Below are 11,677 nucleotides of genomic sequence, written 5' to 3'. Positions count from 1 at the left end.
AGCCCTCGGCTTCAACACGGGCGCGACCGATATCAAGACCGGCGCGACCTTCAACTTTTCCAAGCCGGCCAGCGCCACGGGAATCGACCTGAGCGGCAGTGTCGGCTGGGCGCTCCTGGCTGCAGGCGTGGTCGTGGTCGCGCTGGTGGTCAAGCGCAACAAGGGAGCCTAGGCCATGGGCCTGTTTGGCGGTGGCAACAAGCAGAGCCAGTCCACGGACGTGCAAGACCTGTCGGCCGGCGCAAACGTCGGCGGCGATGCGGCGGCGGCTGTCACGTCTACGACCGTGGCGATTGGCAGTTCGGGCAGCAAGTCCCCGATCAACAACGGAACCTTCAATTTCACCGATGCCGGCGCGGTCAATCGGAGTTTCGACTTCGCCGACTCCAACCAGGAAAAGACCTTCGGCTTCCTCAAGGAAGCCCTGGGCTCCGCGGTCGGCGCGCTGAACACCAGCCGCGACAGCATCCGCGACGCCTCGACGCAGAGCATCAACGCCATCGCCAAGGCCGCGGAGACGCCGGAAGAGAAGGAAGGCAATCGAAACCTCTATGTCCTGGCCGGCGTGCTGATCCTGGTCGGGACCATTTTCTATTTCCAGAGCAAGGGGAAAGCCTGATGGAGACCGGCATGCTCGACAAACCGGTATCGCTCAAGGCCGGCGTGGAGCACCCGCTCCAGGTGGACGGTGACTACTTCCTCGTCGTCAAGGCCGCCAGCGCGGTACAGATCCAGTTCGATGACGGCACCTGGCTGACCCGCTTCCAGGGCGACGGCATGGGCGTGAACACCTACCGCCGCGTGCGCCTGCTGTCCGATGCCGATCAGGACGTCATCATCGCCCTGGGCTATACCGGCGGCGCGCGGACGCCGACCGTGGGCCGCTCCGTCGTGTCCGGCCCGATCAATGTCGCCGTGGACAACCCGACCCAGCGTCCCAGCGCGGATGATGTGGTCGTTGCGGCGGGCGCGACGGTCCAGGTGCTTGCGGCCGACGCGGATCGGCTGAGTGCCTTGGTGCAGCTCGATGAGGCGGCGCCGGGCCTGGTGCGCGTCGGGGATTCCTCGGTGAGCGGATCGCGCGGAACCAAGGTGCAGCCCGACGATGCCGCCGTCTGCAACGGCAGTGCCGCGGTGTGGGTCCACAACCCGAACGGCGTGGCGGTCACGGTGAGCCTGCAGACGGAGCGTGCGCCGTGAGCATGAGCATCGGGATCATCAAGTCGCCGAGGCGCCTGGTCAACCAGTTGCGCGCCAACCTGGCCGACGTCGCCAACGGCTTCGGTTCGTCCATGGTGGGATTCAAGCTCGACGCGGTGTCGGCGGCCAGCCGCACGGTCTATGAGAAGCTTGCGGAGCGCGTGTCCGTCAAGGACTTCGGTGCGACCGGCGACGGCGTGACGGACGACACGGCGGCGATTCAGGCGGCCGTGAACTTCGCCGCCGGGGTGGTCGGCGGCGGTACGGTGTTTCTGCCGTGCGGCACGTACAAGATTTCCGCCTCGATTGTGGTGCCGCCCGGAGTGAATTTGAAGGGCGAGCAGCGGAACATGTATACCGATTTCGGCTACCCGATGCTGGGCGATGGCGTGGCCTTGGAGGTCGCAACGGCGGGGCTTGGGGCCAACTTCATCATGGTGAAGCTGCAGGGAGCGCACAACTCGTCTGTCGAGGGGATTTCGTTCCGGACGGACGACTTCACCAACACCAATACCGTCACGGCCATTTCAGACCCCGATGAAGCTTCGGGGCTGATCACAGTCCAGGGCAACACGTTCGAGCGGGTGAAGAACGGCATCGTTTCGCGCGGCGGCGTGTGCACGATCTGGAACAATTTTGGCCGGGACGTGCACGGCAATTTCATCCACGTGCTGGCGGGTGCCGGTGCCTTCGGCGCCGACAACGTGATTGCCTTCAACAGCGGCGCGGGCAGTGATAACGGCGGCATCGGGATCGCCGTGGAGACGGGCGAAAACACGATCATGGGGAACATGATCTTCAATCACCAGTACGGCATCCGGCTGGATACCGCCACGACGCCGACGTCTGGAAACCGTGTCGTCGGGAACCGATGCGAAAAGCATTCCGGGGCAAGCATCCGCATCGAGCACCCCAGCTCGCGGGATCAGCTGATTGCCGACAACCGCTGCTTTAACAGCGTGGTGGGTATCGACGTGCGCAACGCGTCTCGAGTTTCCATTTCCGGGAACCACTGCCAAAACGATCCGGCGACGGGCCACGCGGGAGACATGCAGACGGGAATTTTCGTCAGCGGGGCGAATCGCTGCGCTGTGGTCGATAACCGCGTCTACGATGCACGGCTGATCGGCATCCAAATTGCCGGCAGTTCGTTTAGCCAAATCCATAACAACCATGTTGAGCTTAGCCAGCAGCAGGGCATTCTCCTGAGCGGTTCGGATGACTGCTCTGTCGAGGGCAACATGGTTGTCTCGTCGGGGCAAGCGGCGAACGACACCTACGATGCCATCTTCTGCAACAACACCTGCGACCGAATCAACCTCGTCGGCAACGTGGTGCGCCATGCCGGCCTGGCCAACAAGGCGCGCTACGCGCTGTTCCTGCAGGCGGGCGGGTCAGACCACAACGTGGTGGGCAATGACTTCGCCAACGCCACGGCCGCCGCAACGCAGGTTGTGTCGCTGGGGTCCAGCGGCACGATCATGAAGGCAAACCGGGGTGTTCCCGACATGGAGCCGGCGCGAGCCATGACCGGCGCCACGCCCAGTGTTCTCGATGGGAATCTGTTCTCTACCGCGAACGCGGGAGCGACGACCATCACGAATTTCCTGAACGGCCAGGCCGGGCAGACGATCCGGATTAAGGTGGACGCCAACACGACCATCCAGAACAACGCCAACATCTTGCTGGCAGGCGGTGTCAACTTCGTCGGAACCGCGAACGACACCATCACTCTGACCAACTTCGGCAGCAATACCTGGTACGAGGTATGCCGGAGCGTGAACTAGCGAATCAATGTGCGCGCCCTCCCCGTCCTCGCAGTCATCGGCACGGCCGGCGCGGCGGCCTGGTGGTATGCCGGCCGCCGCGCAGCTGCTGCTCCAGCGGCTGGAAACCAGGCTGCGCCGCCCGCGGCGAGCTGGGCCGAGCCCCTTCCGGAATTCGATGACGTGGTTTCCAGCATGGAGAATGCCTTGAGCGCCCTCACCCTGCCCCGCGGCCTGCGCAACAAGAACCCCGGCAACCTGCGGCCCGGCTCGCAGTGGCAAGGCCTGGCCTCGCCGCCGACCGATGGCCAGAACTACCTGGTGTTCGTCTCCGACCACTACGGCCTGCGCGCGGCCGCGCTGAACCTCAAGAACCAGCAGGTGAAGCACGGCCTGCGCACGGTCCGCGCGATCATCACGAAGTACGCGCCGGCCTCCGACAACAACAACACGGCGGCCTACATCGCCGCGGTGGCCAAGCGCCTGGGCGTCGGCGCGGATGCGCAGATCGACATGACCAGTCCCGCCACGCTGGAACGCTTCCTGCGCGCCGTGGTGAGCCACGAGAACGGCCGCGGCGACTACTACGACGACGGCACGTACTCGCGCGCCGTCCAGGCGGCCCTGTGAAACTGCGCGACGTCCCCGACCCTGTGTGGTACGGCCTGCTGGCCATCGTCGCGGCCGGCGGCGTCTACTGGATCACCAAGCGCGCCGCGGCGGCGGTGGGCGATGCCGTAACCGGCACCGTCCAGGCGGCCGGGACTGCGGCCTACAACGCGGGCAACGCGGTGCAGGACGCCATCATCCCTGGCGATGCCACCCTCGGCACCTGGCTGTTCGACCGGGTGCAGGACGCGCGGCACCTGCTGGGCCTGCCGTCAGAGCATGACCTGTCCTCGCCGACGCCGGCCAAGCCGGCGGGCTCCTGGAGCTCCAACGGCTACGACTACGGCACGGCCGGCGTCAGCGGCATCCCCTGGCGCTACGAGGCCAAGCCCCTGCCCGATATCTTCAACTTCTCGCTGGACTACATCCGATGAACCGCCTGAAAGAGCCTTCCACCTGGGCCGGCATCGCCGGCATCCTGGGCGCCTTCGCGCCGTTGAGCGGCCCCGCCGCGCCCTGGCTGGCCGCCGCCGCGGCCGCGGCCGGTTCCGTGGCCGTGGCGCTGCGCGAGCAGGCGCCGAAGGGCCAGGCCAAGAAGTGAAGCCGGGCACCGCCGCCAACCTGCTGCTGGCCGCCCTGGTCAGCTTCGCCGGCTTCCAACTACATCGGGCAGTCGATTTGCTGGACCGCGTTGACCAGCGAGTGCAGGCCCATGATGTGCGCCTGGCCGTGCTGGAGGCTCGCCAGCAGCCGTAAGCGCGGACCTGGCCTTGCGGGTGATCCACCCGCGCCGGCTGCGATCCGCGGCCGCCCTGGCGCGCTTAGGGGCGGCCGCTTCCCATCGAATGCGCCAGGCTCTCTCCCGCTCGTCGCGGTGGGCCTTGTCGCGATCCTGCGCGACCTGGCGCCACTGAGGGCCGAGGATTTCCTCGCGCCAGGGTCCAAGCCTCTCGGCGCCGCGCACGGCGTTTGCCTGGAAAAATCCATTCCACGGGAGGGCAGACCGCTCTATCGAGCGCGCCAACTGCGCGGCGATCATTGGAATTAACCCTGATTTTCGCCACCTATCTACCGTTCGTCGGGAAATTCCAAACACTCGTGCGGCATCATCCCTGCTAAGGCAAAATTCAGAAATAAATGCATCGAAGTCGAATTCGGTCATTTTGGCCTTTTTTGTTTATCTATGTATCGGCCAACAGACGCTGCTACTTAACAATAATATACATTATTCACATTTCAAGGCTGTTTTCCGAGGCGCGAGGTACCTGATGCGCTGGAATTTGGGTCTGATGCCGCGACTGACAGTTGCGTCAGGTTCAAACGCGCATTTACCGTGGAGCAGACTCCACACCCCTAACCAGCACCCGCTATGACGGATTTACGTGCGCCCCTGCGGTATCGAAAAGCTCACCACACCGATACGACATTCGCATGGGTGTTCGGCGTCGGTCTTGTGCTGCTGGCTCTCCTGGGGTTTGAGTACTACCAGGCTGTGCAGATCGACAAGGCTGCTCAAGAGCGCCAGGAAGCATGGGAGCAGCAGGAACGGCAAAACGCGATCCTGGGGCAACAGCAGGAAGAATTACGGCTACGTGCTGAGCAATTGGCCGAGACACAGCGGCAGATGGCTATCGAGCGCGCCGGAACCTCCGGATATTACAGTTCATCGTATTCGGCCCGCCCGACTCGCCCCGGCCAATCCGAGGCCGACCGGAACGCCCTTGAGGCCATCGCCATTATGCAAGGGACAAGGCGCATCCAGCGGGAATGGGACCGACAACAGTATTCCGATTCGGCACCGGACCCCATTGTTATAGGCAAATCGAAACGCCAAGAAGCGGCAAACTGCGGCTCGCTTAGAGCCGAGCGGAATGCCATAGAGGCGACCATGCGCCGTGGTTTCCACAATGGCCAAGGCTATCGAGATCGATTGACCGAGATAGCGAAACAGCTATTCCTCGGACACTGCGATCAGAGCCGTTTCTAATTGTGAATGGCGCGGGCCTGCGCTACGCCGGGGCCGGCTTCATTCGCCCGACCAGCAGCAACGAATTCCTCCAACCGCATTAGGCGCATTCCCACTCAGGGCACATGAAGGGTTTTCTGTTGATCTCCTCCGCGTTACCTTCGGAGGCCTTTTCAAGCCAACCGCCCGATGCCCCGGAATCTACGAGCCCGTCTTTCCTCGCAGTTACTACCCATCCTGGGAGCGCTGGCTGTCGCCGGCCTGGCGCTGCTGCTGGTCTGGTGGATGCAGCGCGCCGCACAGGTGGAAACCTACGATCCTGCGAGGCATGACCGCGTTCGCGTGGTGACGGTGGATACCGCCAAGCAGAAGGAATGCCTGGACCGCTATCCGGCCGAGCAACGGCGTACCGAAGGCTATCTGCGCTGCACGGAGGGCTTCGTCTACGAGCGGCAGCAGGACTTCTTCATCGACAAGCGCCCGGCGAATCCGCGCTGAGACGTCGGCCGTTCACCACAGCGGGCCCTGGCGGTTCCGGGCGACTTCGGCGGCGGACACCGGCCGGGCCTGGTTGCCCCAGGCGCTGCGGGTATATGTCAGCACGTCGGCGACCTGCTGGTTGCTGAGCGTGCTGCCGAACGGCGGCATGCCGAAGGGCCTGGGATTGCCGGCCGTGCCCGGCGCGTAGCCACCGAACAGCACCACACGGATCGGGTTGACGGCAGAGGCCATGATCACCGCGCGGTTGCCGCGCAGAGCCGGTGCCGCCGGCAAGGCGCCCTCGCCTGCGTCGCCATGACAACTCGCGCAATGCTCGGTGTAGATCGCCGCGCCGCGCTTGGCCATGTCTTCCACGGCGTGCGCCGGAACCTGGACCGCACCGCGTGCCGGCGGCGGCTGGGTCGGCTCCAGCGCCTTCAGGTAGGTCGCCATCGCGTCCAGGTCTTCCGCGGAGGCATGCTGCAGGCTTTCGTAGACGACTTCCGCCATCGGGCCCAGAGTGGAGGCTCCGGGGGCAATGCCGTCGCGCAGCAGGCGCACGATGTCCTGCTTGGGCCAGTCCTGCACGCCGGCTTCCGCCGGCGCCGCCAGGGCTGGCGCGTACCAGTTCAGCACCAGGCCGCCCGCCGGATTGTCGCGGGACTGCACGGCTCCCAGCGCATTGCGGGCTTCGTGGCAGGCGCTGCAATGGCCCAGGCCCTGCACCAGGTAGGCGCCGCGGTTCCAGGCGGCATCCTGCGAACTGTCCGCCTGGTAGACGCCGGGACGGAAGAACAAGGCCCGCCAGCCCACCAGCAGGAAGCGGTAGTTGTAGGGGAACTTCAGATCATGCTCGCGGCGTGCTTCCTTCACGGCGGGCAAGGTCTGCAGGTACGCGAACATCGCGTCGCTGTCGTCGCGGGTCAGCTTGGTGTAGTTGGTATAGGGGAAGGCCGGATACAGCAATGAGCCGTCGCGCGAGCGGCCTTCGTGCATCGCCTTCCAGAAATCGTCCGCGGACCAGCCGCCCAGCCCGGTCTCGGGATCCGGGGTCAGGTTGGGCGAGTAGAAGTCGCCGAACGGCGTCGGGATGACGCGGCCACCAGCATAGTCGGCACCGCCCTGCCGCGTATGGCAGGCCATGCAGTCGCCCACTTGCACCAGGTAGCGCCCGCGTTCCGCCGGCGAAACGCCTGCCGGCGCCCGCAGCGGACTGGCCACGGTGGTGTCGCCGGGATCGCCGCGCAGGCCCAGCCAGAACACCGTGCCGGTGGTCAGGACGCCCAGCAGGGACAGTACGATCAGCAGGCGCTTCATCGTGTGACTCCCGTGGCGGACACGCTGCCGCAGGAAACCGGCAGTGGCCGCGGCAGGCCGGGTGCCGGATGCGGGTCGGCCGGCATCGGCTGCGCGGCCAGCCAGGCCGCGGCGGCGTCGATGTCCTCGGGGTTGAGCTTGGCCGCGATCGCGGCCATGCAATCGGGCGCGGTGCCGCGGCGGGTGCCCTGGCGCCAGGCGCCGAACTGGGCCACGAGATAGTCGTAAGGCAGGCCCAGCAGGCCGGGAATGTCCGGCAGGACGCCAGTCATCTTCTCGCCGTGGCAGTCGTTGCAGGCGGGAATGCCGCGCGCGGCGTCACCCTGCCTCACCAGCTGCAGGCCGCGCTGGAGGCGCGCGGGCTCGGCCTGGGGCGGCCGCGGCGGCGGATACGGCAGCGACAGGCCGGCGAAGTACTCTGCCATCTCGCGCAGGTAGGCATCGCCCTGGCGCTCCAGCAGATAGGTCATCTGCGCGTTGAGGCGGCGGCCTTCGCGGAAGTTGAGCAGCTGATGGTAGAGATACCCAGCGGGCTTGCCGGCGATGCGCGGATAGAAGCCGTCGCCGGTCGCGCGACCCTCGGCCCCATGGCAGGCGGCACAGGCCAGCATGCGCTGGGCCATGCTGTCCTCGGCGGCGAGCGCTGCCGCCGGGCCCATCACCAGAACCCAGAACAGCGTCAGTAAACGGCTTTTCCGCAACATCGGAATGGCTCCGCCTTCGAATGGGCGGCATCCTAACGCCGTACGTCCGATACGGACAGGCTTTACAAGGGAAGCCGCAGGCGCTCCAGCCGTCTGGAGTGCCCGTTGCCCCGGGAGCATTCCCGTGCCCGGCCTCGCGAACGTTACCCGGCGGCCTGGCGCTTCAGCAGGAAAGCGGCGAAGGCCGGCAGCAGCAGCACCGCGGCCACCGCGTTGGCAAGGAACATGATCGTCAGCAGGATGCCCATGTCCACCTGGAACTGCAGGCCGGACAGAAGCCAGGTGCAGACGCTGGCCGCCAGCGCCAGCGCGGTGAACAGGACTGCCTTGCCGGTCTGGTGCAGGGTCTGCTCATAGGCCTTGCGCAGCGTCATGCCCTTGTTCACGCACTCCTCGAGCACGCTGAAGATATAGATGCCGTAGTCCACGCCGATGCCGGCCGCGAAGGCGGCCACCGGCAAGGTCGAGACCTTGACGCCGATCTGCAGGAACACCATCACGGCATAGGACAGCACTGACACCAGCGCCAGCGGCACCAGCACGCAGATCAGTCCGGCAAAGCTGCGGAACGACAGGAACACGCAGATGCCGATGCCCAGGTAGACCCACAGCAGGATCGGCCGCTCGGTTTCCTTGATCACGTCGTTGGCGGCGGCCATCACGCCGACGTTGCCGGTGGCCAGCCGGAGTTTCACCGGGGCATTGGCACCCTGCTCTTCCTCGAACTTCTTCACCGCCGCGATGATGCCGTCGATGGTGTCGGCCTTGTGGTCGGCGGTGAAGATCAGCACCGGGATCGCGCTGCAGTCGTTGTTGAGCAGGCCGGTGGACGGCGGGATCGGCTGCAGCGTGATGACGAAGCCGTCGGCATTGCGCGGCAGTGCGCGCCACTTCGGGTTGCTCTCGTTGAAGGCCTCGAACACCAGGCGGGACATCTGCGGCAGCGACAACGTAGACTGCACGCCGGTCGTGTTCTGCATGCGCCAGGCGAAGTCGTCGATGGTGGTCATCACGCGGCTGTCGATGCAGCCGTCCTTCGGCGACTCCGCGATCACCTTGAGCACGTCCACGCCGATGGAGAACTCGCGCACGATGGCGGCGGTATCCCGGTTGTAGCGCGAATCCGGGCGCAATTCGGGCACGCCGTCGTGCAGTTCACCGATCTCCAGACCTTGCCCCACCCACTCGGCCCAGGCATAGACCAGCACCGAGATGCCCAGCACCGTGGCAGCCACCGGCTTGAGCGTGATGCCGCTCAGCACCCGCCACAGCGGCTCGAAGGCGGCGTCGCGCCGGCGCTGGTGCTCCCGGAAGCGCAGCGGATCTTTCAGCGTGGCATAGGACAGCAGGCAAGGCAGCAGGATCTTCTTGCAGACGATGATCGCGATCAGGCCGAACATGGCGTTGATCGCCATCTCCTGCACGATGCCGATCGGCACCAGCAGGATCGTACCGAAGCCAACCACGTTGGTCAGCACGGCGGAGATGCCCGGGATCACCAGGCGGCGGTAGGTGGCGCGCGAGGCCTCGAAGCTGCCCTGGCCATGGTCGGCCACCTCGTACAGCCAGAAGCTGGTGATCTGGATGCCGTGCGACACGCCGATGGACAGCACCAGGAACGGCACCAGGATCGCGAATGGATCCAGGCCGTAGCCGAACAGGTGCAGGAAACCCAGTTCCCAGACCACCGCCAGCACCGAGCAGGACAGCGGGATCAGCGCGATGCGCAGCGAGCCGCAGTACCACCACAGCAGCAGCAGCGTGAGCAGCAGGGTCAGGCCGAAGAAGCCCACCACTTCCAGCGTCGCGTCGGAGATGTCGCCCACCACCTTGGCGAAGCCGATGATGTGGATGTCGACGTCGGGGTTGTAGTCGGGATTGGCGACCTCGGTGGCCGACAGCAGGCGTCCGGGGATTTCGTGCGTCAGCGTCTGGCCGTTGGCGTCCGTATGGTCGATATCGAAGCTTTCCATCCACAGCGGCCAGCGCAGCTCGCTGTAGCCGCGGCGGATCAGGTCGCCGGCCTTGAAGGGCGGCAGGTCCTGCTTGAGCCGGTACGCGGTCATCCTCGGCTGCATGAAGCGGCCGCGGATATCCTCGATCTTGTGCGCCATGCGCACGTAGTCCAGCGGCTGCTTGCTGATCGGATCCAGCTCCAGCAACTCCGAGAACACCATCGCGCCGCCCTGGTCGTTGGCCACCAGCCGCCCGACGACGTTGGCCTTGGCCACGTTGGCGCGGATCCTCGCGAACATCTCGGGGGTCGGGGCGTACTCGGCTGGCACCACGTTGCCGCCGGCAAAGCCGTCTTCCACCACCTCGATGTAGCGAACATCCGGCGTGAAGATCGAACTGACGCGTGCGGTGTCCATGCCGCGGGTGAAGAATACCGAGTCGGTCAGGCCGCGCAGGGTGCGCAGGAATTCGGCGTTGTAGATGTCGCCCTGCTTCTGCACCGCCGCGAACAGCACCAGGTTGGCGCCGCCGAATTCGCGCTGGTACTGCTTGAAGACCTGAATGTAGGGATGCCCCAGGGGCAGCTGCTTCTCGAAGCCCGTCTCCGGCCGCAGGTGCAGCGCTTGCCAGGCCATGAACAGCGTCAGCAGCCCCAGCACCAGCAGGGTACGTCCCCGGCGGCCGAACACGATCGGTTCGGTCACGCGGATGAAGAGCTGCGAAAAGCGCCCACGCGCGTCGTGCATGTGTTCTCCCCCAACCGCTTATAGTCGTTGTGTGGCCCCGGGCACTGACCGGGTGGCCGATGTTGGCACGAGGCGGGCGCCTCTTACGAGCCCCGCCCCGCAGGAAGCTCTTTTCGGGCCGCGATCAGCGGCACAGCACCGGGCGCAGGTCCGGCGTTTCCTTCAGTTCCACCAGGCGGCTGCGCACCTTGGCTGCCACCGGCGAATTCGGGAAGCGCTCGACGAAGCTGCCCAGTTCGCGCTGCACGCTGGCGGCATCGGTGCAGGTGCAGACACCGAGGCCCACCGCCTCCTCCAGGTCCGCCAGCGTCTGCCGCGTGAAGCCCTGGTAGGACTCGGGATAGAGGCGGACGTACTCGCTCCAGCCGGCATACTGATCCTGCAGCACGCCTTCGCCGAAGCGTACGCAGGGCGTGGGGCGCTTGCCGATGCTGAGGTAGGCCGGCAGCAGGTCCTCGTTCCAGTAGCGGCGGTACAGGCGGAAGAAGTCGCGATCCGCGGCCAGGCCGTGCTGCTGCGCCAAGGCGTCGAGGAACGCGGGATCGGGCTGGGCATAGATGTCATAGCCGCGCGATAGCCGGAAGCCGCGCAGGTCGGCCTGCAGCTTCTGGTACCCGGCCTCGTCGAGCCGCTCGATCCAGGCTTGGTCGCCGAGCCCCTGGATCTCCATCAGCGCGTCCTGGGCGGCCAGGGCCGCGGCCATCAGCGGTTCCAGGGACAGCGGCTGGCTGGCCTGCTCCACTTTCGACAGGGCTTCGACGTAGGCGCCAATGGCCGCCGGGCGCTCACCCGCATGGACCATGCCGGTGAAGCCCAGCAAGGGCAGGATAAGAACAAGAATGCGGCGCAGGCTCATGGTGGATCGGGGTTCCTCGCTTGATGTGGTGATGGTTCGGGCATTCTGCCCGGTGCGTGGTCAGGAATCTCCGGACA

The 11,677-nt window shown here is 65.8% G+C and carries 13 protein-coding genes; 9 read left to right on the top strand and 4 right to left on the bottom strand.

What is annotated here, in order from left to right:
* Positions 1-175 precede the first annotated feature (175 nt).
* The 9 genes from C3942_RS15450 (at position 176) to C3942_RS15420 (ending at position 6,039) form a co-directional block, all read left to right on the top strand.
* The gene (locus C3942_RS15450) at positions 176-619 is read left to right on the top strand and encodes a hypothetical protein (RefSeq protein WP_104231250.1); all 444 of its coding nucleotides are present in this window, start codon (positions 176-178) and stop codon (positions 617-619) included.
* Positions 620-630: 11 nt separating this feature from the next.
* Positions 631-1,200 (top strand): hypothetical protein, encoded by a 570-nt coding sequence (locus C3942_RS15445; protein ID WP_133164324.1) that lies wholly within the window; start codon positions 631-633, stop codon positions 1,198-1,200.
* A gap of 2 nt (positions 1,201-1,202) precedes the next feature.
* The gene (locus C3942_RS15440; protein ID WP_104231248.1) at positions 1,203-2,987 is read left to right on the top strand and encodes a right-handed parallel beta-helix repeat-containing protein; all 1,785 of its coding nucleotides are present in this window, start codon (positions 1,203-1,205) and stop codon (positions 2,985-2,987) included.
* 186 nt (positions 2,988-3,173) lie between these two features.
* Entirely contained in the window at positions 3,174-3,596 is a 423-nt protein-coding gene (locus C3942_RS15435; RefSeq protein WP_207766108.1) for a hypothetical protein, read from the top strand.
* Complete coding sequence (locus tag C3942_RS15430; protein ID WP_133164322.1) at positions 3,593-4,009, top strand: hypothetical protein; 417 nt, start codon at positions 3,593-3,595, stop codon at positions 4,007-4,009. The genes C3942_RS15435 and C3942_RS15430 overlap by 4 nt, the downstream gene beginning before the upstream one ends.
* A complete protein-coding gene (locus C3942_RS22355) occupies positions 4,006-4,176 on the top strand; it encodes a hypothetical protein (RefSeq protein ID WP_165797472.1) in 171 nt (56 codons plus the stop codon). The genes C3942_RS15430 and C3942_RS22355 overlap by 4 nt, the downstream gene beginning before the upstream one ends.
* The gene (locus C3942_RS22710) at positions 4,173-4,331 is read left to right on the top strand and encodes a hypothetical protein (protein ID WP_243393626.1); all 159 of its coding nucleotides are present in this window, start codon (positions 4,173-4,175) and stop codon (positions 4,329-4,331) included. The genes C3942_RS22355 and C3942_RS22710 overlap by 4 nt, the downstream gene beginning before the upstream one ends.
* Positions 4,332-4,944: 613 nt before the next feature.
* Entirely contained in the window at positions 4,945-5,562 is a 618-nt protein-coding gene (locus C3942_RS15425) for a hypothetical protein (protein ID WP_133164321.1), read from the top strand.
* A gap of 168 nt (positions 5,563-5,730) precedes the next feature.
* Positions 5,731-6,039, top strand: coding sequence for a hypothetical protein (locus C3942_RS15420; RefSeq protein ID WP_133164320.1), 309 nt, complete (start codon positions 5,731-5,733; stop codon positions 6,037-6,039).
* 12 nt (positions 6,040-6,051) lie between these two features.
* On the opposite strand, the gene C3942_RS15415 is transcribed toward C3942_RS15420, so the two are convergent.
* From C3942_RS15415 to C3942_RS15400, 4 genes are all read right to left on the bottom strand, one after another.
* Positions 6,052-7,338, bottom strand: coding sequence for a cytochrome c (locus tag C3942_RS15415; RefSeq protein ID WP_104231243.1), 1,287 nt, complete (start codon positions 7,336-7,338; stop codon positions 6,052-6,054).
* Positions 7,335-8,042 carry a c-type cytochrome gene (locus C3942_RS15410; protein WP_104231242.1) on the bottom strand — a complete coding sequence of 236 codons (708 nt, stop codon included), beginning with the start codon at positions 8,040-8,042 and terminating at the stop codon, positions 7,335-7,337. Before C3942_RS15410 ends, C3942_RS15415 begins: the two co-directional genes overlap by 4 nt.
* Positions 8,043-8,185: 143 nt before the next feature.
* Positions 8,186-10,744, bottom strand: a complete 2,559-nt coding sequence (locus C3942_RS15405; RefSeq protein ID WP_165797471.1) for an efflux RND transporter permease subunit — start codon at positions 10,742-10,744, stop codon at positions 8,186-8,188.
* Between the two features lie 124 nt (positions 10,745-10,868).
* Positions 10,869-11,600: a hypothetical protein gene (locus C3942_RS15400; RefSeq protein WP_133164319.1), complete on the bottom strand. Its 732-nt coding sequence runs from the start codon at positions 11,598-11,600 to the stop codon at positions 10,869-10,871.
* Between the last annotated feature and the right edge of the window lie 77 nt (positions 11,601-11,677).

The organism is Solimonas fluminis (assembly GCF_002930645.1).
In the GTDB taxonomy this organism is placed as follows: Bacteria; Pseudomonadota; Gammaproteobacteria; order Nevskiales; family Nevskiaceae; genus Solimonas_A; species Solimonas_A fluminis.
Note: the sequence above shows the minus strand (reverse complement) of the source record. Positions and strands in the feature narration are given on the sequence as shown.